28 protein-coding genes, 1 tRNA gene and 2 pseudogenes are annotated in these 24,529 nt (G+C 65.2%); 26 read left to right on the top strand and 5 right to left on the bottom strand.

Features of this window, described 5'->3' with window-relative positions:
* Window positions 1-147: 147 nt before the first annotated feature.
* Complete coding sequence (locus AC07OX_RS05490) at window positions 148-1,077, bottom strand: DMT family transporter (RefSeq protein ID WP_495260182.1); 930 nt, start codon at window positions 1,075-1,077, stop codon at window positions 148-150.
* A gap of 35 nt (window positions 1,078-1,112) precedes the next feature.
* Here AC07OX_RS05490 and AC07OX_RS05485 point away from each other — a divergent pair, with 35 nt between their 5' ends.
* Together AC07OX_RS05485 and aceA are read left to right on the top strand one after the other, a co-directional pair.
* A complete protein-coding gene (locus AC07OX_RS05485) occupies window positions 1,113-1,505 on the top strand; it encodes a gamma-glutamylcyclotransferase family protein (protein ID WP_492696663.1) in 393 nt (130 codons plus the stop codon).
* A 232-nt stretch (window positions 1,506-1,737) separates the two neighbouring features.
* A complete protein-coding gene (gene aceA, locus AC07OX_RS05480) occupies window positions 1,738-3,069 on the top strand; it encodes an isocitrate lyase (RefSeq protein WP_056579731.1) in 1,332 nt (443 codons plus the stop codon).
* Window positions 3,070-3,167: 98 nt separating this feature from the next.
* Here aceA and AC07OX_RS05475 read toward each other — a convergent pair whose 3' ends face one another.
* Window positions 3,168-4,136 carry a GlxA family transcriptional regulator gene (locus tag AC07OX_RS05475; protein WP_495260181.1) on the bottom strand — a complete coding sequence of 323 codons (969 nt, stop codon included), beginning with the start codon at window positions 4,134-4,136 and terminating at the stop codon, window positions 3,168-3,170.
* Window positions 4,137-4,257: 121 nt separating this feature from the next.
* Between AC07OX_RS05475 and AC07OX_RS05470 the strand changes: the two genes are divergently transcribed.
* The 12 genes from AC07OX_RS05470 (at window position 4,258) to AC07OX_RS05415 (ending at window position 15,080) form a co-directional block, all read left to right on the top strand.
* The gene (locus AC07OX_RS05470) at window positions 4,258-4,572 is read left to right on the top strand and encodes a putative quinol monooxygenase (RefSeq protein WP_495260180.1); all 315 of its coding nucleotides are present in this window, start codon (window positions 4,258-4,260) and stop codon (window positions 4,570-4,572) included.
* Window positions 4,573-4,589: 17 nt separating this feature from the next.
* Window positions 4,590-5,366, top strand: a complete 777-nt coding sequence (locus AC07OX_RS05465) for an acyl-CoA thioesterase domain-containing protein (protein WP_495260179.1) — start codon at window positions 4,590-4,592, stop codon at window positions 5,364-5,366.
* Window positions 5,367-5,582: 216 nt separating this feature from the next.
* Complete coding sequence (gene thrS, locus AC07OX_RS05460) at window positions 5,583-7,490, top strand: threonine--tRNA ligase (protein ID WP_062473452.1); 1,908 nt, start codon at window positions 5,583-5,585, stop codon at window positions 7,488-7,490.
* Between the two features lie 101 nt (window positions 7,491-7,591).
* Window positions 7,592-8,215 (top strand): translation initiation factor IF-3, encoded by a 624-nt coding sequence (gene infC / locus AC07OX_RS05455; RefSeq protein WP_082818065.1) that lies wholly within the window; start codon window positions 7,592-7,594, stop codon window positions 8,213-8,215.
* Between the two features lie 153 nt (window positions 8,216-8,368).
* Window positions 8,369-8,572: a 50S ribosomal protein L35 gene (gene rpmI, locus AC07OX_RS05450; RefSeq protein ID WP_007832497.1), complete on the top strand. Its 204-nt coding sequence runs from the start codon at window positions 8,369-8,371 to the stop codon at window positions 8,570-8,572.
* Between the two features lie 24 nt (window positions 8,573-8,596).
* On the top strand, window positions 8,597-8,956 hold the full coding sequence (gene rplT, locus AC07OX_RS05445; RefSeq protein ID WP_007832499.1) for a 50S ribosomal protein L20: 360 nt from the start codon (window positions 8,597-8,599) through the stop codon (window positions 8,954-8,956).
* Window positions 8,957-9,068: 112 nt separating this feature from the next.
* The gene (gene pheS / locus AC07OX_RS05440; RefSeq protein ID WP_056579739.1) at window positions 9,069-10,145 is read left to right on the top strand and encodes a phenylalanine--tRNA ligase subunit alpha; all 1,077 of its coding nucleotides are present in this window, start codon (window positions 9,069-9,071) and stop codon (window positions 10,143-10,145) included.
* 45 nt (window positions 10,146-10,190) lie between these two features.
* Window positions 10,191-12,632 carry a phenylalanine--tRNA ligase subunit beta gene (gene pheT, locus AC07OX_RS05435; protein WP_495260178.1) on the top strand — a complete coding sequence of 814 codons (2,442 nt, stop codon included), beginning with the start codon at window positions 10,191-10,193 and terminating at the stop codon, window positions 12,630-12,632.
* Window positions 12,633-12,634: 2 nt separating this feature from the next.
* Window positions 12,635-13,009 carry an integration host factor subunit alpha gene (locus AC07OX_RS05430; RefSeq protein ID WP_095747662.1) on the top strand — a complete coding sequence of 125 codons (375 nt, stop codon included), beginning with the start codon at window positions 12,635-12,637 and terminating at the stop codon, window positions 13,007-13,009.
* A gap of 64 nt (window positions 13,010-13,073) precedes the next feature.
* Window positions 13,074-13,532, top strand: coding sequence for a MerR family transcriptional regulator (locus AC07OX_RS05425; RefSeq protein ID WP_354345139.1), 459 nt, complete (start codon window positions 13,074-13,076; stop codon window positions 13,530-13,532).
* A gap of 26 nt (window positions 13,533-13,558) precedes the next feature.
* Window positions 13,559-13,635: transfer RNA gene (locus tag AC07OX_RS05420), tRNA-Pro, on the top strand.
* Window positions 13,636-13,829: 194 nt separating this feature from the next.
* Window positions 13,830-15,080: a tyrosine-type recombinase/integrase gene (locus tag AC07OX_RS05415; protein ID WP_495260177.1), complete on the top strand. Its 1,251-nt coding sequence runs from the start codon at window positions 13,830-13,832 to the stop codon at window positions 15,078-15,080.
* Between the two features lie 80 nt (window positions 15,081-15,160).
* Here AC07OX_RS05415 and AC07OX_RS05410 read toward each other — a convergent pair whose 3' ends face one another.
* Entirely contained in the window at window positions 15,161-15,499 is a 339-nt protein-coding gene (locus AC07OX_RS05410) for a helix-turn-helix transcriptional regulator (RefSeq protein WP_495260176.1), read from the bottom strand.
* 262 nt (window positions 15,500-15,761) lie between these two features.
* On the opposite strand from AC07OX_RS05410, the pseudogene AC07OX_RS05405 reads away from it, so the two are divergent.
* From AC07OX_RS05405 to AC07OX_RS05390, 4 genes and pseudogenes are all read left to right on the top strand, one after another.
* A pseudogene (locus tag AC07OX_RS05405) lies at window positions 15,762-15,899 on the top strand (helix-turn-helix domain-containing protein); the annotation flags it as partial.
* A gap of 156 nt (window positions 15,900-16,055) precedes the next feature.
* Complete coding sequence (locus tag AC07OX_RS05400; RefSeq protein WP_495260175.1) at window positions 16,056-16,394, top strand: hypothetical protein; 339 nt, start codon at window positions 16,056-16,058, stop codon at window positions 16,392-16,394.
* 114 nt (window positions 16,395-16,508) lie between these two features.
* Window positions 16,509-16,946: an Hsp20/alpha crystallin family protein gene (locus AC07OX_RS05395; protein WP_495260174.1), complete on the top strand. Its 438-nt coding sequence runs from the start codon at window positions 16,509-16,511 to the stop codon at window positions 16,944-16,946.
* 23 nt (window positions 16,947-16,969) lie between these two features.
* A complete protein-coding gene (locus AC07OX_RS05390; protein ID WP_495260173.1) occupies window positions 16,970-17,377 on the top strand; it encodes an Hsp20/alpha crystallin family protein in 408 nt (135 codons plus the stop codon).
* An 89-nt stretch (window positions 17,378-17,466) separates the two neighbouring features.
* Here the strand turns inward: AC07OX_RS05390 and AC07OX_RS05385 are convergent, their stop codons facing one another.
* Entirely contained in the window at window positions 17,467-18,390 is a 924-nt protein-coding gene (locus tag AC07OX_RS05385; RefSeq protein ID WP_495260172.1) for a LysR family transcriptional regulator, read from the bottom strand.
* Window positions 18,391-18,505: 115 nt separating this feature from the next.
* Between AC07OX_RS05385 and AC07OX_RS05380 the strand changes: the two genes are divergently transcribed.
* The 8 genes and pseudogenes from AC07OX_RS05380 to AC07OX_RS05345 form a co-directional block, all read left to right on the top strand.
* Window positions 18,506-19,291, top strand: a complete 786-nt coding sequence (locus AC07OX_RS05380) for a 3-oxoacyl-ACP reductase family protein (protein WP_492699149.1) — start codon at window positions 18,506-18,508, stop codon at window positions 19,289-19,291.
* A 32-nt stretch (window positions 19,292-19,323) separates the two neighbouring features.
* Window positions 19,324-19,923 (top strand): NADPH-dependent F420 reductase, encoded by a 600-nt coding sequence (locus tag AC07OX_RS05375; protein WP_495260171.1) that lies wholly within the window; start codon window positions 19,324-19,326, stop codon window positions 19,921-19,923.
* Between the two features lie 64 nt (window positions 19,924-19,987).
* Window positions 19,988-20,311: an ArsR/SmtB family transcription factor gene (locus AC07OX_RS05370; RefSeq protein WP_495260170.1), complete on the top strand. Its 324-nt coding sequence runs from the start codon at window positions 19,988-19,990 to the stop codon at window positions 20,309-20,311.
* 11 nt (window positions 20,312-20,322) lie between these two features.
* Window positions 20,323-20,802 (top strand): ArsI/CadI family heavy metal resistance metalloenzyme, encoded by a 480-nt coding sequence (locus AC07OX_RS05365; RefSeq protein WP_495260169.1) that lies wholly within the window; start codon window positions 20,323-20,325, stop codon window positions 20,800-20,802.
* Window positions 20,803-20,812: 10 nt separating this feature from the next.
* The gene (gene arsN2 / locus AC07OX_RS05360; RefSeq protein WP_495260168.1) at window positions 20,813-21,316 is read left to right on the top strand and encodes an arsenic resistance N-acetyltransferase ArsN2; all 504 of its coding nucleotides are present in this window, start codon (window positions 20,813-20,815) and stop codon (window positions 21,314-21,316) included.
* Window positions 21,309-21,818: an arsenate reductase ArsC gene (locus tag AC07OX_RS05355; RefSeq protein ID WP_447741455.1), complete on the top strand. Its 510-nt coding sequence runs from the start codon at window positions 21,309-21,311 to the stop codon at window positions 21,816-21,818. The genes arsN2 and AC07OX_RS05355 overlap by 8 nt, the downstream gene beginning before the upstream one ends.
* Window positions 21,815-22,303: an arsenate reductase ArsC gene (locus AC07OX_RS05350; protein ID WP_495260167.1), complete on the top strand. Its 489-nt coding sequence runs from the start codon at window positions 21,815-21,817 to the stop codon at window positions 22,301-22,303. Before AC07OX_RS05355 ends, AC07OX_RS05350 begins: the two co-directional genes overlap by 4 nt.
* 4 nt (window positions 22,304-22,307) lie before the next feature.
* Window positions 22,308-22,691, top strand: a pseudogene (locus AC07OX_RS05345) (arsenic resistance protein); the annotation flags it as partial.
* Window positions 22,692-23,442: 751 nt separating this feature from the next.
* Here AC07OX_RS05345 and AC07OX_RS05340 read toward each other — a convergent pair.
* Window positions 23,443-24,525 carry an amidohydrolase family protein gene (locus AC07OX_RS05340; RefSeq protein WP_495260166.1) on the bottom strand — a complete coding sequence of 361 codons (1,083 nt, stop codon included), beginning with the start codon at window positions 24,523-24,525 and terminating at the stop codon, window positions 23,443-23,445.
* Between the last annotated feature and the right edge of the window lie 4 nt (window positions 24,526-24,529).

Genomic DNA, 24,529 nt, shown 5'->3' with positions numbered 1-24,529 from the left:
TCCTTTTTTGGTTGAACGTTCACCAATGAAAAACTTGCGTCTCCAGTGGCAATGCGGATGCTAAATGAGAAAAAACGCGTTTCCAAGGGAAAAAGCGCTTTTTTCATTGGGAGCTGTTGTTTTTTCAGAGGGGAGAAGGGACGTTGTTCACGTTCGTCGCCCCGGCCACGTCGCCAGCACCACGCCCACGAGGGCGATCGCGAAGGCAAGCAGCTGCGGCGAAGTGAGGTTTTCCCCGAGCACGAGCACGCCCACGAGGGCCGCGCTGACGGGCAGCAGCACAGTGAAGACACCCGCTTGTGCCGCTGGTACGTGGCGAAGTCCGGTCATCCACAGCCACACGGTCCAGATGCTGGCGGCCAGTGCGTAGGCGACCAGCAGCGCCCAGGTGCCGAAGCGCACGGCGGTGAAGTCGAACTGCAGCGCGAACCAGATGCCGAAGGGCATCGACAGCACGAAGCCCCACAGGTTGATGAGCGACGCGATGCGCTTGGGCCCCAGCTTGCCGGTGAGCGACTTGCCGATCACCGCGTAGGCGGCCTCGCAGAGCACCGCGCAGAACACGAGCAGGTTGCCCAGCCAGGGCATCGACGGCGCACCGGCCGCGCTGCCGGTGGCGGTCGGTGCATGCGTCGGCGTGAACGCGAGCAGGCCGATGCCGAGCGCGGCGCAGCCGATGGCCAGCCCGATGCGCGCCGTGATGCGCTCGCGCAGGAAGAGCCAGCTCGCCACCGCGACCACGGCGGGGATCGACGCCATGATTACGCCCGCCGACACGGCGCTGGTGAGGCTCACGCCGAACAGCATGCAGATCGAGAACAGGAAGTTGCCGAGGAAGGACTCGAGGAACACGAGCCCGCGCGTGCGTGCGCTCATGGGCGGCTCGTCGGGCGTGGGTTGGAGCCAATGCGGCATGGCGAGCGCCGCGATGCCGAAGCGCAGCCACGCCAGCAGCAGCACCGGGAAGGCTGCCACCAGCGGCTTGGAGAGGGCGACGTAGATGCCGACGAGCGACATGCTCAAGGCCAGGCAGCCGTAGGCCACGAGGCGGCCGGAGGTGGAAGCGGCGGGGTTCAATAGACTGGGCGCTGGTTGTTGATCGGATGGATTCGATGATGCCCCACGTTCTTGTCTACGGCACGCTGCGGCGCGGCGGGCGCAACGACATCGCGCGCTACCGGCCGGCGCCGGTGTTCGTCGGCGAAGCCGTCATCGCGGGCACGCTGTACGACCTGGGTGCGTACCCGGGCGTGGTGCTCGGCGGCGCGGGCCGCGTGAGGGGCGAGGTCTATCGCATCGCGCCGCAGGTCGAGCGCGAACTCGACCGGCTCGAGGAAGTGGCCGACGACGATTCGGGCGAGTACATCCGGCGCCGCGTGCGCGTGGCGGTGGGCGGGCAATCGATCGACTGCCTGGTCTACGAGATCCATCCGACGCGCATCGCGGGCCGCCATGTGATCGACAGCGGCGACTGGATCGCGCATGCGGCGGGCGCTGCGGGATAGGCGTGGTTTTCACAACCGAAAGAGTGATTCCGCATCGCGAAAATCCGAACTGCTGCGCCGCAATATTTTTTCTCGATATGAGAAAAATAATTTCTCATTGAGAAATATCTCCGTAAGTTGTTGATTTTGTTGGTTCAAAAATATGTCTTCTATAAGACATAAGAGTCCGCAATCGGATTACAGTAACCCCACGGCCGCAACGCCAACCTTCAATCAACCTCACGGAGTGACCATGCCCCAGACCCTGAACGAACAACTGAGCCGCGAACAGCAAATTGCCGCCCTCGAAAAGGACTGGGCCACCAACCCGCGCTGGAAGGGCGTGAAGCGCGGCTACAGCGCAGCCGACGTGGTTCGCCTGCGCGGTTCGCTCCCCATCGAGCACACGCTGGCCAAGCGCGGCGCTGAAAAGCTCTGGGCCAAGATCAACGGCGGTGCCAAGAAGGGCTACGTGAACGCCTTCGGCGCGATCTCTGCTGGCCAGGCCATGCAGCAAGCCAAGGCCGGCCTCGAAGCCGTGTACCTGTCGGGCTGGCAAGTCGCCGCCGACGGCAACACGTCCGAAACGATGTACCCCGACCAGTCGCTGTACGCCTACGACTCGGTGCCGACGATGGTCCGTCGCATCAACAACACCTTCAAGCGCGCCGACGAAATCCAGTGGGGCCGTGGCATCAACCCGGGCGACAAGGAATTCATCGACTACTTCCTGCCGATCGTCGCGGACGCTGAAGCCGGCTTCGGCGGCGTGCTGAACGCCTTCGAACTGATGAAGAACATGATCGCGTCGGGCGCTGCCGGCGTGCACTTCGAAGACCAGCTGGCTGCCGTCAAGAAGTGCGGCCACATGGGTGGCAAGGTGCTCGTGCCGACGCAGGAAGCCTGCGAGAAGCTGATCTCGGCACGTTTCGCCGCCGACGTCATGGGCGTGTCGACCATCGTCCTGGCCCGCACCGATGCGGAAGCCGCGAACCTGATCACGTCGGACCACGACGCCAACGACAAGCCTTTCCTGACCGGCGAGCGCACGCAAGAAGGCTTCTACCGCGTCAAGAACGGCCTGGAGCAAGCCATCAGCCGCGGCGTGGCCTACGCTCCGTACGCCGACCTGGTGTGGTGCGAGACCGGCGTGCCGGACATCGGCTTTGCCCGTGAATTCGCGCAAGCCGTGCACGCCGCCTGCCCCGGCAAGCTGCTGTCGTACAACTGCTCGCCGTCGTTCAACTGGAAGAAGAACCTGGACGACAAGCAGATCGCCTCGTTCCAGGAAGACCTGTCGGCACTGGGCTACAAGTACCAGTTCATCACGCTGGCCGGCATCCACATCAACTGGTTCAACACCTTCCAGTTCGCCCACGCGTATGCCAACGGCGAAGGCATGAAGCACTACGTGAACATGGTGCAGGAACCCGAGTTCGCCGCACGCGACAAGGGCTACACCTTCGTGTCGCACCAGCAGGAAGTCGGCGCCGGCTACTTCGACGACGTGACCACGGTGATCCAGGGCGGCTCGTCCAGCGTGAAGGCGCTGACCGGTTCGACCGAAGAAGAACAGTTCCACTGAGCTGCCTTCGCTGATCGTTGAGTGACGGCGCGTTGCGCTGTCGCCCCCAAGCCCGGCCCCGTGCCGGGCTTTTTTCGTGGGCGCTCGACGGGCCAGGCTCAGGCCTCGAGCCGCACCTCGCGCACGCCGCGCCCCAGCCGCTGGCGCAGCAACGTGCGCAACGTGACGCCGTCTGCATAGCCGACCATGCCCGCGATCTGCTCGAGGCTCTTGTTGCTGGTCTTGAGCAGGTGCACGGCGCGTTCGACGCGCAGGTCCTGCACGTACGACAGCGGGCTCTTGCCGAGCACCTGCTGCATGCGCCGGGCCAGCGTGCGCTTGCTGGTGCCCGCGGCTTGCGCCGCTTCGTCGAGCGAGAAACCCTCGGCCAGCCGGCCGCGCGCCCAGCGTTCGAAGCGCTCCACCAGCGGGTCTGCGTGCGAGAGGTGGTCGGAGATCACGTAGGCCGACTGCGAGGGGCGCGAGTCCACGATGAGGTAGCGCGCGACCAGCGCCGCGAGTTCGGGGCTGGCCTGGCGCACCAGCCACAGCGCCATGTCGACGTGGCTCAGCGCCGCACCCGCCGTGACGAGCGGCCCCGAGCTGACCAGCATGCGCGAATCGTCGAGCAGCACCGCCGGGTAGCGCTGCCGGAAGAGGGTGGCCAGCCACCAGGTGGTGGTCGCCTTGTGACCCGCGAGCACGCCGGCTTCCGCCAGCACGAAGGTGCCGATGCACGCGGCGGCGATGCAGCCGCCGTCTTCGGCGCGCGCGCGCAGTGCCGCGCAGGCATCGCGGACGTCGGCGCGTTGCAGGGCGGGCTCCAGCGTCTCGGGCATCTTGCAGCCGAGCGCCGGGACGACGAGCCAGTCGGTGGCGGCGCCGGTGTCGGCCAGCGTGTGCGCCACCGGCACGGTGAAGCCCTGGGCGGTGCGCACGCGCTTGCGGGTGCCCACGATGGTGACCTCGAAAGGTGCCACGTCGAGCTGCAGCATGGCGGCGAGTTCGTTCGCGGTGGTGAAGACATCGAGCACCGTGGCCAGGCCGGAGTCGAACACGCCGTCGAGGGCGAGGACATCGAGTTTCATGGCAATAACGATACCAAAGATGTCAAAAAAGCCAATGGTCCAGAGGGCGAGGCTTGCCTAGAGTCCATGCCAGCGCCGCGCAATCCCGTGCGCCGTTGTTGTCCACCCCAGGAGATGTCCCATGATCAAGTTCGCACTGTTCGCCCGCCTCGAAGCCAAGCCCGGCAAGGAAGCCGCCGTCCAGCAATTCCTCGTGGCCGGCCTGGCCATGGCGCGCGAGGAAAAGACCACGCCGATCTGGTTTGCGCTGCGGCTGTCGCCCAGCACCTTCGGTGTGTTCGATGCGTTCGAGGACGAAGCCGGCCGCCAGGCCCACCTGACCGGCCCGATCGCCCAGGCCCTGATGGCGCAGGCGCCCGAGCTGTTCGCCGGGCCGCCCTCGATCGAGCCGATCGAGGTGCTGGGCCTCAAGAACGTGGCGGCCGCGGCGTGGTGAGCGTGCAGGTGCAGCCCATGGCGACGCCCGTCGGCGACCCGGTGTTCGTCAGCGATGGCGAACGCTTCGTGCCCACCGAGGCGGCCATCGGCCCGTGGTCCGCCGACGCCCTGCAGGGCAGCGCGACCGCCGCCTTGCTCGTGCGCGCGCTCCAGGCGCACGAGGCGAGCCGCGGCCGCGAGGTGGCGCGGTTGAGCTTCGATTTCTGGCGCCCGGCAAGTCGGGCACCGATCACGCTCGAATTCACCCTGCTGCGCGACGGCGCCAAGGCGCGCACGGTGGCGTTCGACATGATCCAGGACGGCAAGGTGGTGCTGCGGTGCACCGCCTTGCTGCTGCGCAGCGGGCAGACGCCCGCGCTGCCGGCCGCCGACGCCTTCGCCGCCGCGACATTCGCACCGCCGGAAGAGGGCCTGCCCATTCCCGTGGCGGCATCCCGCATGAGCCCGTTCTTCGCCGGCGTGGACGTGCGCATGGCGCGCGGGCAGATCCTCGAGCCCGGCCCGGCTGCGGCATGGTTGCGCCTGGGCCGGCCGCTGGTCGACGCCGAGGCCGCATCGCCACTGGCCCAGGTGGCCTCGGCGGCCGATCTCGTGGCGGGCATCTCGCAGTGGGCGCATCCGGCGCGGCTGGGCTTCGTCAATGCCGACCTGACGATCAACCTGCGGCTGGCGCCGCGCAGCCTCACGCTTGCGGGCCCGATGGGCACGGGCTATGCCGTCGGGCAGCTGCACGACCGCGGCGGGCTGGTCGGGCAGTGCGTTTCCAGCCTCCTGTTCGAGGCGCGCGGCTGAAGCGGGCAGCGGCTAGAATCGCCCACTCTGCACTCAACAAGAGCGAGAAAGGCACCTTGGTTATGACACCGCGAACTACCCCGCAAGGATTCAGCGGCTTTTTCTTCTTCGAAGGAAAGGGCCGGTAGCCCCGCGCTCGCTGGTTTTTCCAGCGCACCAACCAAGCAAAGCGCGGCATCCACCGCGCTTTTTTGTTTTTCTCCCCGAGGTTTTCACATGATCCAGATCACGCTCCCCGACAACTCGCGCCGCGAGTTCCCCGGCCCGGTTTCGGTGGCCGAAGTGGCCCAGTCCATCGGCCCCGGCCTCGCCAAGATGACGGTGGCCGGCAAGATCGACGGCAAGCTCGTCGATGCCAGCGACGTCATCGACCGCGACGCCAGGCTGCAGATCATCACGCCCAAGGACGACGAGGGCCTGGAGATCATCCGCCACTCGACGGCCCACCTGGTCGGCCACGCGGTGAAGCAGCTGTACCCGACGGCCAAGATGGTCATCGGGCCGGTGATCGACGAAGGTTTCTACTACGACATCTCGTTCGAGCGCCCGTTCACGCCCGAGGACATGGCCGCCATCGAGGCGCGCATGCGCGAGCTGATCGCGCAGGACTACGACGTGATCAAGAAGATGACGCCGCGTGCGGAAGTCATCGAGGTCTTCAAGTCGCGCGGCGAGGACTACAAGCTGCGCCTGGTCGAAGACATGCCCGACGAGCAGGCCATGGGCCTGTACTACCACCAGGAATACGTCGACATGTGCCGCGGCCCGCACGTGCCGAACACGCGCTTCCTGAAGGTGTTCAAGCTCACGAAGCTGGCCGGCGCCTACTGGCGCGGCGACGCCAAGAACGAGCAGCTGCAGCGCATCTACGGCACGGCCTGGGCCGACAAGAAGCAGCTGGACCAGTACATCCAGCGCATCGAGGAAGCCGAGAAGCGCGACCACCGCAAGCTGGGCAAGGAACTCGACCTGTTCCACATCGATGAAGTGGCGCCAGGCGTGGTGTTCTGGCACCCCAAGGGCTGGGCGGTCTGGCAGCAGGTCGAGCAGTACATGCGCGGCATCTATCGCGACACGGGTTACTGGGAAGTGAAGGGCCCGCAGATTCTCGACAAGAGCCTGTGGGAGAAGACGGGCCACTGGCAGAACTACCGTGACAACATGTTCACGACGGAGTCGGAGAAGCGCGAGTACGCGCTCAAGCCGATGAACTGCCCGGGCCACGTGCTGATCTTCAAGAGCGACCTGCGCAGCTACCGCGACCTGCCGCTGCGCTACGGCGAGTTCGGCCAGTGCCACCGCAACGAACCCAGCGGCGCGCTGCACGGCATCATGCGCGTGCGCGGCTTCACGCAGGACGACGGCCACATCTTCTGCACGGAAGACCAGATCCTCGACGAATGCATCGCCTACACGGCGCAGCTGCAGAAGGTCTATGCCGACTTCGGCTTCACGGACATCCTCTACAAGGTCGCGACGCGGCCCGAGAACCGCGTCGGCTCCGACGAGCTGTGGGACAAGGCTGAGCACGCGGTGATGGAATCGCTGCGCCGCTCGGGTGTCGACTTCGTCATCTCGCCCGGCGACGGCGCCTTCTACGGCCCGAAGATCGAGTACACGCTGCGCGACGCCATCGGCCGCCACTGGCAGTGCGGCACGATGCAGGTCGACTTCAACACGGCCGAGCGCCTGGGCGGCGAGTACGTCACGGAATCGAGCGGTCGGGCTCACCCGGTGATGCTGCACCGCGCCATTGTCGGCAGCCTCGAGCGCTTCATCGGCATGCTCATCGAACACCACTCCGGCGCCATGCCCGCATGGCTCGCTCCGGTGCAGGTGGCAGTGCTCAATATCAGCGAAGGGCAGGCCGACTACGCTGCGCAAGTTGCGAAAACGCTGCAAAATCAAGGGCTTAGAGTTCAGCTGGATCTGCACAACGAAAAGATTACGTATAAAATACGGAAGCATTCGTTGCAAAAGCTCCCTTACATCCTCGTCGTGGGTGACAAGGAAAAGGAAGCAGGTGCCGTCGCAGTGCGCGCCCGGGGCAATCAAGACCTCGGTGCAATGTCCCTCGAATCGTTCACGCAACGGCTCGTCCAGGACGTTGCTGACAAGCGTTGATTTGTCTCTGAAACACCCCATATGTTTCTCTGCCATCTCGTGCCGCCTGTCCGCGAAGACTGAGCGGCGATCGCTACAGATTTTGTAGCAAACTTTGAAGGATTCTGACCATCGCTACTGCATTTCGCGACCGCCGCCACCGCGAGGAACGCCAACACCGCCTGAACCGGGAAATCATGGCCCCGGAAGTCCGCCTGGTCGGCCCGGAAAACGAGCCATTGGGTGTCATGAGCCTTTCCGAAGCCTTGCGCCTTGCGGGTGAGGCTGACGTGGATCTGGTGGAGGTCGTTGCTGCGGCCAATCCGCCCGTGTGCCGCCTGATCGAGTACGGGAAGTTCAAGTACCACGAGCAGAAAAAGGCAGCCGAGGCGAAGTCGAAGCAGAAGGTCATCGAGGTCAAGGAAATCAAGTTCCGGCCCGGTACCGACGATGGCGACTACAACATCAAGATGCGCAACATCAGGCGCTTTCTTGAAGAGGGCGACAAATGCAAGATCACGCTGCGCTTCCGCGGCCGCGAGATCACGCACCAGGAGCTCGGTCTGGCACTCTTGCAGCGCATTCGCGACGAGCTGGGCGACACGATCATGGTCGAGCAGTTCCCGAAGCTGGAAGGCCGTCAGATGATCATGATGATCGCTCCGGGCCGCAAGAAGGTTGGCGGCGCGGCGCCGAAGCCGGCAGCAGATGCTGCGCCGGCAGCAGCGCCCACGGCAACCGCCTGAGGCATTTGCAGTAGACGGGTTTTGAAGGGATTTCGCCTTGGCCCGCATTTCGAAAGAAGTGCAGGCGAGGGCGAGATAAAGAAGTGTCTCGGGGCCAACAAGTCCGTGGAGTATCCGCGGCGCCTCACGAGCACAAACTAAAGGAGCATTTACATGCCCAAAATGAAGACCAAGAGCAGCGCGAAAAAACGTTTCCGCGTTCGTCCCGGTGGCACCGTCAAGCGCGGTCAAGCCTTCAAGCGTCACATCTTGACGAAGAAGACCACCAAGAACAAGCGTCACCTGCGTGGTGCAGTCGCAGTGCATGAGACCAACATGGTTTCTGTCGCCGCCATGCTGCCCGGTCGTGGCATTTAACTCAGACGAACAAGGAGTACACACATGCCTCGCGTCAAACGTGGTGTAACGGCTCGCGCCCGCCACAAAAAAGTTCTCGCACTCGCCAAGGGTTTTCGCGGTCGCCGCGGTAATGTCTTCCGCGTCGCCAAACAGGCGGTGATGAAGGCTGGGCAATACGCCTACCGTGACCGCCGTACCAAGAAGCGCGTGTTCCGTCAGCTGTGGATCGCGCGTATCAACGCCGCCTCGCGTGAACTGGGCCTGACCTACAGCCAGTTCGCCAACGGCATCCGCAAGGCCGGTATCGAGATCGACCGCAAGATGCTTGCGGACATCGCCGTGCACGACAAGGCCGCTTTTGCCGGCATCGTGGAGCAGGTCAAGGCCAAGCTGGCTGCTTGATTTTGCACAGCAGGTTGCCGTCTCCGGACGGCTTCTTGCGCCCACGGCTCAAGGGCTGGCGCTTGAAAAGGCTCCAGCTCTTTTTTATTTCCCCTCGAAGATTTTTGTTGCTATGAACGAGTTGGACTCCCTGGTCGACACCGCACGCGCCGCCTTCGCTGAAGCGAAAACGCCCGCAGAGCTCGAAAACGCCAAGGCCCAGTTCCTTGGCAAGTCGGGCCGCATCACCGAGCTGATGAAGGGCATGGCCGCGCTGAGTGTCGAAGAGAAGAAGTCCCGCGGCGCCGCGATCAACGTCGGCAAGCAGGCCATCGAGGCCGCACTGACCGACCGCCGCCAGCAACTCGCCGACGAAGAACTCTCGCTGCAGCTGCGCGCCGAAGCGCTCGACGTGAGCCTGCCCGGGCGCCACCGCGCCGGCGGCGGACTGCACCCCGTGAGCCGCACCCTGGAGCGCATCGAGGAGATCTTCTCGAGCATGGGCTTCGACGTGGCCGACGGCCCCGAGATCGAGAGCGACTGGCACAGCTTCACCTCGCTCAACAACCCGCCGAACCACCCGGCGCGTTCGATGCAGGACACCTTCTACGTCGACCTCAAGGGCGACGACGGCATTCCCTACAACCTGCGTCCGCACACCAGCCCGATGCAGGTGCGCTACGCCCACCAGCACACCAAGAAGTACGCGGCCGAGTTCGCCGCTGCAGCCGCCGACACCACCGGCACCGTGAAGGCGCCCGAGATCCGCGTGATCGCGCCGGGCCGCACCTACCGCGTCGACAGCGACGCCACGCACTCGCCCATGTTCCACCAGTGCGAAGGCCTGTGGCTCGGCGAGAACGTCAGCTTCAAGGACCTGAAGGTCGTCTTCACCGACTTCTGTCGCACCTTCTTCGAGCGCGACGACCTCGTGCTGCGCTTTCGTCCCAGCTTCTTCCCGTTCACCGAGCCGAGCGCCGAGATCGACATCCAGTTCGCGAGCGGCCCGCTGGCCGGCCGCTGGCTCGAAGTCGCCGGCTCGGGCCAGGTGCACCCGAACGTCGTGCGCAACATGGGCCTGGACCCTGAGCGCTACATCGGCTTCGCTTTCGGCATGGGCCCCGATCGGCTCACCATGCTGCGCTACGGCGTGAACGACCTGCGCCTGTTCTTCGACGGCGACCTGCGTTTTCTCTCGCAGTTCCAGTAAGCACGTCCTTTCCACAGATAAAAAAACCAGATCGAGATCGAAGAGATGCAATTCCCGGAATCCTGGCTGCGCGAGTTCTGCAACCCGCCCCTCGACAGCGCCGCACTGGCCGAAACGCTCACCATGGGCGGCTTCGAAGTCGAAGAGCGCCGTCCGGTGGCGCCGCCTTTCACGCGCATCGTGGTCGGCGAAATCAAGGAAGCCGAGCAGCACCCGAATGCCGATCGCCTGCGTGTGTGCCAGGTCGACGTGGGGCAGGGCGCCTTGCTCAACATCGTGTGCGGCGCGCCCAATGCGCGCGTCGGCATCAAGGTGCCGTGCGCCCTCGTCGGCGCCGAACTGCCCCCGGGTGAAGACGGCAAGCCTTTCCTCATCAAGCTGGGCAAGCTGCGCGGCGTCGAGAGCCAGGGCATGCTGTGCTCGGCGCGCGAACTGAAGCTGAGCGAAGACCACGGCGGCCTGCTCGAACTCGACGCTGACGCCCCCATCGGCGCCGACGTGCGCGACGTGCTCAAGCTCGACGACGCGCTGCTCACGCTCAAGCTCACGCCGAACCTGGCGCACGGCCTGAGCGTGTACGGCGTGGCGCGCGAACTCGCCGCACTCACCGGCGCACCGCTGAAGACGCCGGCCATTGCGCCCGTGGCCACGTCGTTCTCCGATGTGCTGCCCGTCAAGGTCGAGGCGCCCGACCTGTGCGGCCGCTTCTCGGGCCGCATCGTGCGCGGCGTGAACACCAAGGTCGCCACGCCCGCGTGGATGGTCGAGCGCCTCGCGCGCTGCGGCCAGCGCAGCGTGACGCCGCTGGTCGACATCTCGAACTACGTGATGTTCGAGTACGGCCAGCCCAGCCACATCTTCGACCTCGACAAGATCCACGGCGGCCTCACGGTGCGCTGGGGCAAGGCGGGCGAACAGCTCAAGCTGCTCAACGGCACGACGATCACCGTCGACGAGAAGGTCGGCGTGATCGCCGACGACCGCGAAGTCGAATCGCTCGCTGGCATCATGGGCGGCGACGCCACCTCGGTGACCGACGACACGCGCAACATCTACGTCGAGGCCGCGTTCTGGTGGCCCGAGGCCGTGCAGGGCCGCTCGCGTCGCTTCAACTTCTCGACCGACGCCGGCCACCGCTACGAGCGCGGCGTCGACCCGAGCCGCACCGTGCAGATCATCGAGCGCATCACGCAACTGGTCGTCGAGATCTGCGGCGGCGAAGCCGGCAAGATGGACGACCAGACTTTGCGCCTGCCCGAGGCCGCGCCCGTCACGCTGCGCGTGGCCCGCGCCGCGCGCGTCATCGGCATGCCGCTGACGCAGGCGCAATGCGCCGACGCGCTCCATCGCCTCGGTTTCGAAATCACCGAAGGCGAAGGCACGCTGACCGTCACGCCGCCGCCGCACCGCTTCGACCTGCTGATCGAGGAAGACCTGATCGAAGAAGTGGCGCGCCTGATCGGCTTCAACAACCTGCCGACCACCGCGCCGCTCGCGCCCATCACGGCCCGCGTGCGCCCCGAAGCGCAGCGCAGCCGCTTCGCTGTGCGTCGCAGCGTTGCAGCGCTGGGTTACCAGGAAACCATCAACTTCAGCTTTGTCGAAGCGCACTGGGAGCAGGACCTGGCGGGCAACGCCAACCCGGTCAAGCTGCTGAACCCCATCGCCAGCCAGATGAGCGTGATGCGCTCGTCGCTGCTCGGCTCGCTGCTGCAGGTGCTCAAGTTCAACCTCGACCGCAAGGCGCCGCGTGTGCGCGTGTTCGAGCTGGGCCGCGTGTTCCTGCGCGACGACAGCGTCGTCACCACCGACAGCACCGTGCGCAGCGTGAACCAGCCCATGCGCGTGGCAGGCCTGGCCTGGGGCGATGCCGAGGCATCGCGCTGGGACGGCAAGCCGCAGCGTGTCGATTTCTACGACGTCAAGGGCGACGTCGAAGCGCTGCTCGCGCCGCGCGTGCCGACCTTCGAAGTGGCCGAGCACCCCGCGCTGCACCCCGGCCGTTCGGCCCGCGTGCTGCTCGACGGCCAGGCCATCGGCTTCATCGGCGAACTGCATCCGCGCTGGCGCCAGAAGTGGGACTTCACCCAGGCGCCCGTGCTGTTCGAACTCGATCTCGACGCCGTCACGGCGCGACCCGTGCCCGTGGCGCAGCCGGTGCCCAAGCACCAGGCCGTCGAACGCGACATCGCGGTGGTCGTGGCCGAAGCGGTGTCGCACGACGCGCTGATGCAGGCCATCCGCGCGGGTGCGTCCGCCTCGGGCCTGCTGCGCGATGCGACGCTGTTCGACATCTACCGTCCGCAGCCGTTGCGCGAAGGCGCCGTGGCGGCGCCGGGTGCGCTGGCACCGGGCGAGAAGAGCATGGCCGTGCGCCTGACCTTCCAGAGCGATGCCGCCACGCTGACGGACGAGCAGGTCGAACCCGCTGTCCGTGCAATCGTCGAACAACTGGGCGCCACCCTGGGCGGCCGCTTGAGAGGATGAAGATGAACGCCGCCGAATTCACGCTCGAAGCCCTCGAAACGCCGGCGCTCACCAAGGCGCACCTGGCCGACCTGCTGTTCGAGCAGATCGGCCTGAACAAGCGTGAGTCGAAGGACATGGTGGAGGCGTTCTTCGAGCTCGTGGCCAGCAGCCTGATCGAAGGCACGGACGTGAAGATTTCGGGCTTCGGCAACTTCCAGATCCGCGTGAAGGCGCCGCGTCCCGGGCGCAACCCACGCACCGGCGAAGCCATTCCGATCGGCGAGCGCCGCGTGGCCACCTTCCATGCCAGCGCCAAGCTCAAGGAGCAGATCCAGGGCAGCGTCGAGCCGCAGGGCGGCACTTCCGAAGTCGAGTGGAGCCTGGGCGCGGAATAGTGCTTGGTGCTGTGCGGCCGCGTAGAGTAATCTATGAGGTTTCCCGCGCACAGTCTTGATTTCAATGGAGAAAACGCTCCCGCCGATTCCCGTCAAACGCTACTTCACCATCGGTGAGGTCGGCGAGCTCTGCGGTGTGAAGCCGCACGTGCTGCGCTATTGGGAGCAGGAGTTCACGCAGCTGCGCCCGATGAAGCGGCGCGGCAACCGCCGCTATTACCAGCACCACGAAGTGCTGATGATCCGCCGCATCCGCGACCTGCTCTACGACCAGGGCTTCACCATCAGCGGTGCGCGCAACAAGCTGCAGGAACTCACGCAGGGCGAGCGCGACCGCCGCAAGGCGGGCGAAGTACCGCTCGAAGGCCTGGAGGCCATCGAGATCGGCCAGGAGGAATTCGACGCCGCCGTGCACGAGGAACCGAGGCCCTCGGCGGCCGCGCAGACCGTCGATCTGTCGCAGTTGTTGCACCTTCGCCGCGAACTCTTTGAAATTCGTGAGCTCCTGACTGTCGGACACTGAATTTAGCCCGCTATAATCGAGAGCTTCGGTGTGTGGCGCAGCCTGGTAGCGCACTTGCATGGGGTGCAAGGGGTCGAAGGTTCGAATCCTTTCACACCGACCAATAAAACGTCCAAGGGCGTCCGGTTTCATCCACCGGACGCCCTTTTTCATTGGAGAACTGGGCGAATCGCGTCCGGAGGCATACACTGAAATCTGGTGACTGCCAGCGCCAAGGGGGGGTACAAAAGGGGGTACAAACCTCCTGAACCCCCAGGGATGGCAGTTTTGTACCCCCACCCCCCGGGAGGTAGCCCTATGCCATTGACCGATGCCGAGTGCCGGAATGCCAGCTGTCCGCCCGAGCGGAAGCAGGCGCGCTATGCCGATTCAGGTGGCCTCTACCTGGAAGTCTCTGCATCGGGCTCCCGCCGCTGGTTCTGGAAATTCAAGATCGAAGGGGTTGAGAAGAAATTCGCCCTTGGTCCCTATCCCAGCGTGAGCCTCGCTGCGGCACGCAAGGCGCGTGATGCGGCCAAGGCGCAGAAAGCGGCCGGGATCAACCCCATTCAGGCGAGGCAGGTCGTCAAGCTCAAGGCGGCCGTGAACACCGGCGACACCTTTCGGGAGACCGCGCTCGAGTGGTTCGACAAGCACCATACGCGCTGGAGCGGCCACTACGCCACGCGCGAGAAGCGCAACCTGGAAAAGGATCTGTTCCCGTACTTCGCTGCTCGTCGCATCAGCGAAATCGAGGCCATCGAGTTGTTGGCGGCCCTGCGCCGTGTCGAGGAGCGTGGCGCTCTCGACGTGGCTGGCCGCGTGCTTATGACGGCACGCGCGGTGTGGCGCTACGCGGTCGCCACCGCGCGGGCGCCGCGCGACATCACGGCGGATCTCAAGGGGGCGCTCACGCCCCATAAGAAGCGGCACTTCGCGGCGATCACCGATCCGGCCCAGTTGGGGACGCTGATACGCGTCATCCGGGGCTACCAAGGCGGAGCCATCGTGCGTACGGCGCTTCAATTGGCGCCCATGCTTTTTCAACGCCCCAACGAACTTCGAGGGGCGGCCTGGTCCGAGATCGATCTTGATGGGGCGCTCTGGACCGTGCCCGCGGCGCGGATGAAGCGGCGCATCGAAGGCAAGGAGCACGGCGATCCGCACTTGGTGCCTCTGCCCAGACAGGCCGTGGAGCTGCTGCATAAGCTGCACCCCATTACGGGTCACGGTGCGCTTGTCTTCCCGGGCGAGCGCAGCCATGAGAGGTCTATTTCGGACAACACCCTGCGCGCAGCCCTTCTGACCTTGGGTTACGGGCCGACTGTGCAGACAGTTCATGGCTTCCGGGCGACAGCTCGGACCTTGCTGGCTGAAGTGTTGGAAATTGATCCTCTGGTGATCGAGGCCCAGTTGGCGCATGCCGTCAAGGACGCGAACGGGCGCGCCTACAACCGTACCCAGTACCTCAAGCAGCGCACTGCGATGCTTCAGCGGTGGGCGGATTATCTGGACACGCTGGCTACCAGGTCGAGCTCTTCGCCGGTTGAGTTGAAGGCGGCCGCATGAGGGGCTCGTGTCGGGCCATAGCACGGCATTCGGATCTGCTGTAAACGCGCCTCCCGAGCGTGTCGGTCCGGACCATCAGATCAACTCGTGTGCCCGTTCATCCGATCCGCGATCCATGATTGCACGGCGCTCTCCGGCCACGCCGCAGTGCGTTGCCCGGCTTTCACCGACCGTGGAAAGGTGCCCTTGCGCATCTGCTCGTAGATCGCCGACCTGCACAGGCCTGTGAGGCGCGCGACTTCAGGAAGCCTCACAAGTCTGTCTGGTGCGCACTTCATGGTGTGCGCCACAGGCATCGTTGAGTCGGCGCGGAGGAGGGCGAGCGCTTCTTGCAGCAGATGAGCCGCCTGCAGGGTTCGTTGAGCAGCACGGTCAGCGGCGGTTTGCGCGCTCGATTCGACGTAGGTCTGGGCTCGCATGTGGCGTTGCCTTTCGGTTTTCCGCAGTGCGTCCATTGCAGTTGCGGGACATCCATAGGTTGCCAGGTAGGTCTGCTAAGCCCAACCTGCTACAGCGATGCGAGGCGCAGCGCCTGCTCCCCAGCGAAGTCCCCAGGAGCGGCGCTCAGCGCAGGTTCCAGGTAAGGGGCTTTGGCTGATGCGGAACGACCCTGGACTGCCGGAGATAGCAAGCGTGTTGGTTGGGTCAGAGATCGGCGGAATCCAACAGAACGGGAACGCGAAGCGCCGGTTCAGCGCTATCAGGTTGGCGGCACATCGCGCAAAGCTGGGACTATCTGCTGCGATCTATGGGCAACTGGTTGGGGTCCCTGGACAGACGATCTACCACTGGGAACAAGGCAAGGCGCGTCCGCGGGCAACCGGGGCGCCGATTCCGCACATGCAGGGGTAAACATGATGGAACTGGGGCTGGGCGGACGGGCCTGAGTTAGGTAGCGGAACCTCTTGAAATCGAAAGCCGTGACACCTATCTTCTCTCCCGTCGGAAATTGGTCGACCGAAAAGGAGGTATGAAATGACCATGAACTTGCTCAAGCAAATCGCCGGCTCCCGCCTGCCTGTCTCGTTCTATCGCGCTGAGGACATCGACCAGGTCAGGGTGCTCCGGGCCGCAGGGCTCGTGATCGCCCTGGTGCCGTCGCCTTCGGACCCGATCTCCCTGTCGGGTTCCCCCTCAGCGGCCCAGGTGCTGGCCATCACTGCAAAGGGGCGCGAGGAACTCGCGAAATTCAGCTACCCCGAAACGCGACCTCCACGCTGGCGATTGCGCATGCCGCGGATCAAGACCGCCGGGCACGCCCCCTCGCTCGGGCCTCCTACCTCCATTCATCGCGACACGGCCAGACCGCACTAGGTCGCCGCGCCGGGACCGGAGGTAGCCGTCTCGGCCCCCGAATGTGCTTTTCTTTTCTTCAGGGCACTGGGGGATGCCCCGGTGCTCCGTTGGACCATCACGGAGGTTTTCGCCATGTATCGTTCACTTTTTCCTCGCGACATCTTCGCCGAGGTGGATCGCCTGCAGCGCGATGTGCAGCAGGCCTTCGATCTGTCGCCCACCATTCGCGGCTTTGCGCGCAATGGTTTTCCTGCCCTGAACGTGGGCAGTACCTCGCAAGCCCTGGAGATCTATGCCTTCGCACCAGGCGTGGATCCTTCCTTGCTCGAAGTCAATCTGGAGCGCGGGCTGCTGACGATTTCCGGCCAGCGCAAGAGCACTTTGCCCGCAGCAGGAGACAAGGCGACGGTGCATATCAATGAGCGCTTCGAGGGAGCGTTTCGCCGGGTGATGACGCTGCCCGACGACGCGGACCCCGACGCCGTCGAGGCGAAGTTGCGCGATGGCCTTCTGCACATCACGGTGCAACGTCGGGCATCTGCGCAGCCGCGCCGAATCAGCATCCAGTAACGAAGGCACGAAAGGAGACCACCATGAGCAACAACATCCAGACCTCGCGCCAGGTCGCACCGGACGGGATTGCGCAGAAGGAGCACTCCCGTTACAGCGATGCTGCGCTGACGCCGCCCGTTGATGTGATCGAGGATGAAAGCGGGATCACGCTCTATGCTGATTTGCCCGGCGTCAGCCGGGACAAGCTGAATCTGCATGTGGAAGCCGCGACCCTGACAATTGAAGCGGAGTCCGCACTGGCGGTGCCGGACGGTCTGAAGACCAGCCACACCGAAGTGGACCTCGGTCGATTCCGCCGCGTTTTCACCCTCAGCAAGGAGTTGGACACGCAGAACGTGACGGCTGAACTCGTGCAGGGCGTACTGAAACTGCGAATTCCCAAGGCGGCACACGCTCAGCCACGGCGCATCGACATCCAAGTGGCCTAGGCACGCGACCTAGCGGGCGGCAAGGGGCTGGCCCTTGCCGCTCAACTGCTCGAAGCGAGAGTGCACGTGGGCAGGGGATGCGAGCTGGTTCAGACTGCCGAGAAGCGCTCGGCCAGCCTCTCCCGCTCAAAGGCCTCGACCACGAAATCGACGAAGGCGCGCGTCTTGGCCGGCAGCAGCCGCCCTCCGGCGAAGTAGAGCGAGATGGGCCCGCCGTCGGCATACCAGCGCGGCAGCACGCGCATCAGCGCGCCGCTTTCTAGATGTGGCAGCGCATGCGGCATCGCAACCAGTGCGACGCCCAGGCCGAGCAGCGCAGCACGACACAGCGCGTCTGGGTCACTGAGCACGATGCGCGGTTGCAGCTCGACAGGAGCCTGCGCGCCGGCACGGTCCCGCATCATGCGGTCGCGCAGCCGGCCGCTGTGTACCGAGCGCATCACGATGCCGTCGAGTGCTGCGAGATCGGCCGGCTCGCGTGGTGCCTTGCGCCCCGCCATGTAGGTCGGCGATGCCACCGCGACGATGTGCGCACGTGCCAATTCACGCGCCACGACGCCGGGCGTGAGTTCGGTACCGCCGCCAATGGCCGCGTCGTAGCCCTCCGCGATCAGGTCCACGTGCCGGTTGTCGAAATGCCAGTCGGGGCGCACGGCCGGGTGGCGCTGCATGAATGCCGGCAGCAGCGGCACCACATAGTCCACGCCGAAGCCTGGCGCCATGCTCACCTTGAGGACGCCGGCCGGCTGCCCGGCCTCGGTCGAGACGCCCGCAATGGCTGTCTGGATGTCCTCCAATCCGCCCGACACCGACTGCAAGAACCGCTCGCCCGCCTCGGTGAGGGTGAGGCGCCGCGTGCTGCGCTGAAACAGCCGCACGCCGAGGTTGGCCTCAAGCCTCGCCACGTTGCGGCTCACGGCTGCGGGCGTCAGACCCAGCCGGCGCGCCGCCTCGGAGAAGCTGCCCGACTCGGCGCTGCGAACGAAGGATTCGAGATTGGCGAGTGTTTCCATGGCTTCTTATTTTCAAGCATTGCTTGAAAAAGATTCCAACCATTACTGGCTACCGAGAAATGAGTCCCGGGCCGACCATTGCGCCATGTCCAACCCCTTCCACCAAGGAAACACCATGACCTCCTCGTCTTCTTCTTCCGTCTCTTCTCTTTCCACCGCCACGCTGCCGCTGTCCGGCAAGGTGGCTCTCGTGACCGGCGCCTCGCGCGGCATGGGCGCCGGCATCGCCCGCCGGCTGGCCGCCGACGGTGCAGCGGTCGCCATCACCTATGTCGCCTCACCCGAACCGGCGCAAGCCGTGGTCGCCGCCATCGAAGCCGCGGGCGGCAAAGCGCTTGCCATCGCCGCCGATGCCAGCCGGCCCGACGAAGTGCGTGCCGCGGTGGCGCAGGCCGTCGCTACCTTCGGGCGCCTGGACATCCTCGTGAACAACGCCGCCATCGCCATCGGCAAGCCCGTGCAGGACATCGGCCTTGACGACTTCGACCGCATGGTGGACGTCAACCTCAAGGGCCTGTTCGTTGCCACGCAGGAAGCGCTCAAGCACATGAGCGAGGGCGGCCGGGTGGTGAACATCGGCAGCATCAACAGCCAGTACGTGCCTTACGCCGGCGGGGCTCTCTACGTGATGACCAAGGCCGCCGTGGCCGGTCTGACCAAGGCGCTGGCTCGCGACCTCGGCCCGCGTGGCATCACGGTCAACAACGTGATGCCCGGCCCGACCGATACCGACATGAATCCCGCGACCAGCGACTTCGCGCAGCAGGCGCGCACCTACATCGCGCTGGGCCGCTATGCACACGTGGACGAGATCGCCAACGCGGTGGCCTGGCTCGCCAGCCCCGCGGCGAGCTTCGTGACCGGCGCGAGCATCGCGGTTGACGGCGGCTATTCGGCCTGACCCCATCGTTCATCCACACAAGGAGCTTCACCATGAAGATCGGATTCATCGGCGCCGGCAGCATCGGCCTCGCGCTCGCCAAGCAGTTCTCCAACGCCGGCCACGACATCGTGCTGTCGAACAGCCGAGGCCCCGAATCGCTCGCCGACCCGGTACGCAGCACCGGCGGCAAGACCCGCGCCGGCACGCGCGCCGAAGCGGCGCGGGCCGACATGCTCGTTCTCTCGGTGCCCTGGCAGCACTTGGGCAGCGCCACTGCCGGCCTGCCCGCACTGGACGGCCGCATCGTGATCGACACCATGAACCCGGTCGAGATGCCAGGCTTTCGCCTCGCTGAACTCGGCGGCCGCACGTCGAGCCAGGTGGTGGCCGACCACGTGCCGGGTGCGCGCGTGGTGAAGATCGCAAACACGCTACCGCCGCCCCTGCTCGCGGCCGATCCGCGCACGAACGGCGGGCGCCGTGTGCTCTTCATGTCGGGCGACGACACGCAGGCCAAAACGGAGGTGGCGCGGCTCTTCGAATCGCTGGGCTTTGCGGTGGTGGATTTGGGTGAGCTCGCTACGGGCGGCGCGATGCAGCAGTTCCCGGGCGGGCCGCTGCCAGCGTTGAACCTCGTCAAACAAGGGTAGCCAGGCTTCTCGCATATGAGGGAAGAGGGCTTGATTAATTTCAATATTCAATTATTATTGAAATATGGAAGAAAAAGCCGTCATTCAGGCCTTGGCCGCGCTGGCCCAGCCCGTTCGCCTTCAGGTTTTTCGGGCGCTTGTCGTTGCTGGTCCTGCTGGACTCACACCAGGCGTACTGGCGGAGCAGCTTGGCGTGCTGCCGACAAGTCTCTCGTTCCATCTCAAGGAGCTGGCGCATGCCAACCTGGTCAGCCAGGAGCGTGACGGCCGAAACCTGATCTATCGCGCGGTGTTCGAGCAGATGAATGCGCTGCTCGGCTACCTCACGGAGAACTGCTGTCAGGGCGAGGCTTGCCTCGTCGACGGCGCCACTGCCTGCGACTGCTGAAGGAGAAACCCATGAAGCGCTTCCACGTCCACCTGCACGTCGACGACCTCGCCAAGAGCATCGACTTCTATTCAAACCTGTTCGCATCGCCGCCAGCACGCGTCGAGGCCGACTATGCGAAATGGATGCTCGACGATCCGCGCGTCAACTTTGCGATCTCCACGGTCGGGCATGGCAAGGGCATCGACCATCTCGGCATTCAGGCTGACGATGACGCGGAACTGGCTGAGCTGAAAGCGCGCGGTCAGGCAGCCGACCAGACCCTGCTCGACGAGGGTGAGACCGTGTGCTGCTACGCGCGCAGCGAAAAGCACTGGGTCACCGATCCGCAGGGGATCGCATGGGAGCATTTCCAGACCTTGGACGGCGCCGTGCCGGTCTATGGCCAATCCAAGTCCACAGCCAAGGCCGAATCCGCTTGCTGCGCGCCTGGTGCGGCCCGGGGCATCCCGGTCAACGTGTCGGTCAGAGCCACGGGCGCCTGCTGCTGAGGGCTGCGCCATGCCCAAAGCACCTTCCGATTCGCTGGTCAGATCGCTGTTCGTCCGTGCAGAGGCCGCGTCTCTCGCGCCGGTGCAGTCCCTTCTTCGGGATGCCGGCCTTCCCGAAACCGATCTTCGAGAAGAGCACATGGAGGCCTTCTTCGTGAGCCGCGCGGGAGACGAAGGGATTCTTGCCTGTGTCGGTCTGGAACGGTTTGGCGACACCGCCTTGCTTCGTTCTCTTGCGGTTCGCGCTGATGCGCGCGGCCATGGCGTGGGCGATCAGGCCCTAAAGACCATGGAAGCCTTCGCCGCGTCGAAGGGTGTGAATCGCCTCTGCATCCTCACCACCACGGCAGAACCTTTCTTCGAAGCCCGAGGCTTCGAGCGATGCGACCGCACGGCGCTGCCGGCTTCCGTGCAGGCCAGCAGCGAATTCAAGAGCCTGTGCCCGGCCTCGGCCGTGTGCATGTTCAAAGAGATCAAGCCCACTTCCTCTACCGAGAAACATCGTCATGGCTGACAAGACCTACAACGTGCTGTTCATCTGCACTGGAAACTCTGCGCGCTCCATCCTGGCCGAGGGCCTGCTGAACCATCTGGGCGAAGGGCGATTCAAGGCCTACTCAGCTGGTAGCCATCCCACGGGCAAGGTCAACGCCTATGCGTTGCTCACGCTGGAAAAGATGCACCTTCCTAGCACTGGCTATCGTAGTAAGAACTGGGACGAGTTCGCGAAGTCGGATGCACCGGCGATGGATTTCGTTCTGACCGTCTGCGACAAGGCCGCGGGCGAAGTGTGCCCAGTGTGGCCTGGCCAACCGATGACGGCGCATTGGGGCGTAGCCGACCCTGCGGCCTTTGAGGTGTCGGACGAGGCCACCGAGCGTCAGTTCATGGACACGGCCCTCACGCTGAAGCGCCGCATTGAACTGATGCTGGCGTTGCCTCTGGCTCGGCTCGACTCGATGGCCATCCAGCGCGAGATCCGCGACATCGGCAAGGTTCAGAAGGCTGCGCAATGACGCTCAACGTACTCATCCTCTGCACCCACAATTCAGCCCGCAGCGTGCTGGCCGAGGGCATGCTCAACCACTGGGCCCTGAGGCTCGGCAAGGACGTGAAGGCGTTCAGCGCCGGCAGCGCGCCCAGCGGAAAGATCAACCCGTTCGCCATCGACGTGCTGCAGGCCGCCGGCGTGAACACCGAGGGCTTTCGCAGCAAGAGCTGGGACGAGTTCTCGACGCCACCCATGCACGTCGTGATCACGGTGTGCGACAGCGCGGCGCAGGAAACCTGCCCGTACTGGCCTGGCACGCGTGTCAAAGTGCATTGGGGATATCCGGACCCGTCGAATACCGAGGGTGGCGATGCCGCCAAACGGCAGGCCTTCGAGCTCACGCGCCAGGCGATTTCCTATCGCATGCTGCAGCTGCTCGCCCTCGAAAACCCGGAAACGATGAGCGACGCCGAGCTGCAAGAGCGGCTGACGCGCATCTCTGCGAACTGACATCATGAGCGCTGTCATTGAAAGTCCGCGCGTCCGCGCGGCCCCCATGAGCGTGTTCGAGCGCTACCTGACGGTGTGGGTGTTCCTCTGCATCGTCGTTGGTATTGCGCTGGGGCAACTGTTTCCGGCCGCATTCCAGGCGGTGGGCCGTCTCGAAGTCGCCCAGGTCAACATCCCCGTGGGCGTGCTGATCTGGGTGATGATCATCCCGATGCTGTTGCGCGTCGACTTCGCAGCCCTCGCGCAGGTGAAGAACCATTGGCGCGGCATCGGCGTGACGCTGTTCATCAACTGGGCGGTGAAGCCGTTCTCCATGGCCTTCCTCGCCTGGCTCTTCGTGCGCCATGTGTTCGCCGGCTCGCTGCCGGCCGACCAGATCGACAGCTACGCAACACCGCAGCAAGACCGAATCTCGCAACTTCTGGCGCGAAACGGTGAACTGCAACTTCGGTCCCCCGGTGATACAGCTCGACAGCCGGCGCACGACCGAGATCTGGAGCGATGGTCTGGCGGAGTACCGGTGGCAGATCACGGCCGACGTCCCGCACTTCTGGCATCCGGGTCAAGGCTCTGCGAAGACCTGAATACACCGCAGGTGTTCATGTCGTCCATGCCCTCCGCCCGGTTAGCATGCGGCGGGCGCCACCTTTCTGCTTCTTGACCAAGCTTCCTGCTTGGCTACGGCTTGGGCATGGGCGCGGTGAGCACTACGCACATTGCCCCGCGCTTCGATTCAGATATCTCCGATTGGGAACTGCGTCGCAACAGTGTGCTGGCCGTGCACGAGTACGTGTCGGGAAACCTGATCTACGCCAACGCCCATAAGTTCGTGCCTCACACCTTCCATCTGGTGCAAAGGAGTCGATGGTGCTCGCCGCCGACTTGACCAACGGGGCGATTCGGCAGACGGGTGGCCTCGGCGGGTAGAGCCAGTCGGGGTGGCCGCGGAGACGGTGGACAGGGTGAACGGGAAGAAAAAGTGCGCGCGGGTTTAAGGGCTGAGCTCGGGTCCGTTCACGGCACTCTCTAGGCCATACCGGCGTCGATCAGCGCCCCCGATCGGACGATGAGCCGGTGAAATGCATTGCCCAGAGCGCACAGCCGGCGCAGCGGACGCGCGAATGCCGATTTTCCGAGCATCATGGCGCTGTTCCCGAACGTGAAGCTTCCGGCCTTTCGGTCGCGATCTGGTAGAGCTGAACGGCGTTGTCGTGGAAGAGCATTTGTTTCTGGGCCGTGCTCGCACCGGCCGCGACGCGCTTCAGCGCATTCCACACGACCCCGTACCCGGCAGAACTGCGATCGACCGGGAAGTTGCTTTCGAACAGGCAGCGCTGCGCGCCGAACAGCTCGAGCACGGGGTGCATCAGCGGCTTCCACGCCTCGGCCAGCGCTTGCGAGGAGGGCGGCGCGGGGCGATAGGCGAAGTCGAAGCCGAACACGGCCGTGCCCACGCCGCCGAGCTTCATCGACACGTTGGGGCATTCGGCCAAGCGCCGCAGCCAGGGGAGCGCCTCCTGCAGCGCGGCACCGGGGCGGCCTTCGTAGCGCGCCACGCCGAGCAGGCCGCCCAGGTGGTCGACGATCAGCGGGATGTGGGGGAACGCCACTGCGAGGTCGAGCACGTCTTCGAGCTGCGGGTGGTAGATCCACGCATCGAAGCTCAAGCCGTGCCGCGCCAGGCAGGCGTAGCCCGCGCGAAACGCCGGGTCGGCGTACAGCCGCGGCATCGGGCGCGGCAGCACGCCGTGCCGGAACTCGGCGTCGTACGCGCCGCTGTTGCGGATGCCGCGAAAGCGCCCTTCGCCCGCAGCCACCTGCGCGGCCAGCACGTCGTCGACCGCGTCGCCCAGGCGAAGGTCGGCAAAGCCCACGATGGCGGCGGCCACCCGCGTGGCCTGCTGGCGCCGGTTGACCTCGCGCGTGGCCGCCAGCACGGCCGTGGTCTCGCCGACCGGGCGCAGTGCCTGCGGGCCTTCGCCGGTGTACTGCCAGCCGCATTGCACGTACACCGTCGCGCGGATGTCGTGGCCGCGCGCATCGGCCAGCAGGTCCTCGGGCATGTAGCCGCCCCAATGCTCCGAGAAGTGATGGTGCGCATCGATCATCGCCAGGCCGGGATCGAGCGCCTCTTCGCGGCTCGCCGCGAGCCAGGCGGGGTCGGCCTGCCGGTGCGCGATCTGCCGCAGCCCGGTGTTGTGGTTGTCGTCGTCGGTCGGCATCGCG

Source organism: Variovorax sp. GW821-FHT09D07 (assembly GCF_059416345.1).
Note: the sequence above shows the minus strand (reverse complement) of the source record. Positions and strands in the feature narration are given on the sequence as shown.

What these genes read in the sequence shown, in the direction of transcription:
- AC07OX_RS05485 (WP_492696663.1), top strand. Translation starts at nt 1,113, where the DNA reads ATGATGCCCCACGTTCTTGTCTACGGCACGCTGCGGCGCGGCGGGCGC.
- aceA (WP_056579731.1), top strand. Translation starts at nt 1,738, where the DNA reads ATGCCCCAGACCCTGAACGAACAACTGAGCCGCGAACAGCAAATTGCC.
- AC07OX_RS05475 (WP_495260181.1), bottom strand. Translation starts at nt 4,136, where the DNA reads ATGAAACTCGATGTCCTCGCCCTCGACGGCGTGTTCGACTCCGGCCTG.
- AC07OX_RS05470 (WP_495260180.1), top strand. Translation starts at nt 4,258, where the DNA reads ATGATCAAGTTCGCACTGTTCGCCCGCCTCGAAGCCAAGCCCGGCAAG.
- AC07OX_RS05465 (WP_495260179.1), top strand. Translation starts at nt 4,590, where the DNA reads ATGGCGACGCCCGTCGGCGACCCGGTGTTCGTCAGCGATGGCGAACGC.
- thrS (WP_062473452.1), top strand. Translation starts at nt 5,583, where the DNA reads ATGATCCAGATCACGCTCCCCGACAACTCGCGCCGCGAGTTCCCCGGC.
- rpmI (WP_007832497.1), top strand. Translation starts at nt 8,369, where the DNA reads ATGCCCAAAATGAAGACCAAGAGCAGCGCGAAAAAACGTTTCCGCGTT.
- rplT (WP_007832499.1), top strand. Translation starts at nt 8,597, where the DNA reads ATGCCTCGCGTCAAACGTGGTGTAACGGCTCGCGCCCGCCACAAAAAA.
- pheS (WP_056579739.1), top strand. Translation starts at nt 9,069, where the DNA reads ATGAACGAGTTGGACTCCCTGGTCGACACCGCACGCGCCGCCTTCGCT.
- pheT (WP_495260178.1), top strand. Translation starts at nt 10,191, where the DNA reads ATGCAATTCCCGGAATCCTGGCTGCGCGAGTTCTGCAACCCGCCCCTC.
- AC07OX_RS05430 (WP_095747662.1), top strand. Translation starts at nt 12,635, where the DNA reads ATGAACGCCGCCGAATTCACGCTCGAAGCCCTCGAAACGCCGGCGCTC.
- AC07OX_RS05425 (WP_354345139.1), top strand. Translation starts at nt 13,074, where the DNA reads ATGGAGAAAACGCTCCCGCCGATTCCCGTCAAACGCTACTTCACCATC.
- AC07OX_RS05415 (WP_495260177.1), top strand. Translation starts at nt 13,830, where the DNA reads ATGCCATTGACCGATGCCGAGTGCCGGAATGCCAGCTGTCCGCCCGAG.
- AC07OX_RS05410 (WP_495260176.1), bottom strand. Translation starts at nt 15,499, where the DNA reads ATGCGAGCCCAGACCTACGTCGAATCGAGCGCGCAAACCGCCGCTGAC.
- AC07OX_RS05400 (WP_495260175.1), top strand. Translation starts at nt 16,056, where the DNA reads ATGACCATGAACTTGCTCAAGCAAATCGCCGGCTCCCGCCTGCCTGTC.
- AC07OX_RS05395 (WP_495260174.1), top strand. Translation starts at nt 16,509, where the DNA reads ATGTATCGTTCACTTTTTCCTCGCGACATCTTCGCCGAGGTGGATCGC.
- AC07OX_RS05390 (WP_495260173.1), top strand. Translation starts at nt 16,970, where the DNA reads ATGAGCAACAACATCCAGACCTCGCGCCAGGTCGCACCGGACGGGATT.
- AC07OX_RS05385 (WP_495260172.1), bottom strand. Translation starts at nt 18,390, where the DNA reads ATGGAAACACTCGCCAATCTCGAATCCTTCGTTCGCAGCGCCGAGTCG.
- AC07OX_RS05380 (WP_492699149.1), top strand. Translation starts at nt 18,506, where the DNA reads ATGACCTCCTCGTCTTCTTCTTCCGTCTCTTCTCTTTCCACCGCCACG.
- AC07OX_RS05375 (WP_495260171.1), top strand. Translation starts at nt 19,324, where the DNA reads ATGAAGATCGGATTCATCGGCGCCGGCAGCATCGGCCTCGCGCTCGCC.
- AC07OX_RS05370 (WP_495260170.1), top strand. Translation starts at nt 19,988, where the DNA reads ATGGAAGAAAAAGCCGTCATTCAGGCCTTGGCCGCGCTGGCCCAGCCC.
- AC07OX_RS05365 (WP_495260169.1), top strand. Translation starts at nt 20,323, where the DNA reads ATGAAGCGCTTCCACGTCCACCTGCACGTCGACGACCTCGCCAAGAGC.
- arsN2 (WP_495260168.1), top strand. Translation starts at nt 20,813, where the DNA reads ATGCCCAAAGCACCTTCCGATTCGCTGGTCAGATCGCTGTTCGTCCGT.
- AC07OX_RS05355 (WP_447741455.1), top strand. Translation starts at nt 21,309, where the DNA reads ATGGCTGACAAGACCTACAACGTGCTGTTCATCTGCACTGGAAACTCT.
- AC07OX_RS05350 (WP_495260167.1), top strand. Translation starts at nt 21,815, where the DNA reads ATGACGCTCAACGTACTCATCCTCTGCACCCACAATTCAGCCCGCAGC.
- AC07OX_RS05340 (WP_495260166.1), bottom strand. Translation starts at nt 24,525, where the DNA reads ATGCCGACCGACGACGACAACCACAACACCGGGCTGCGGCAGATCGCG.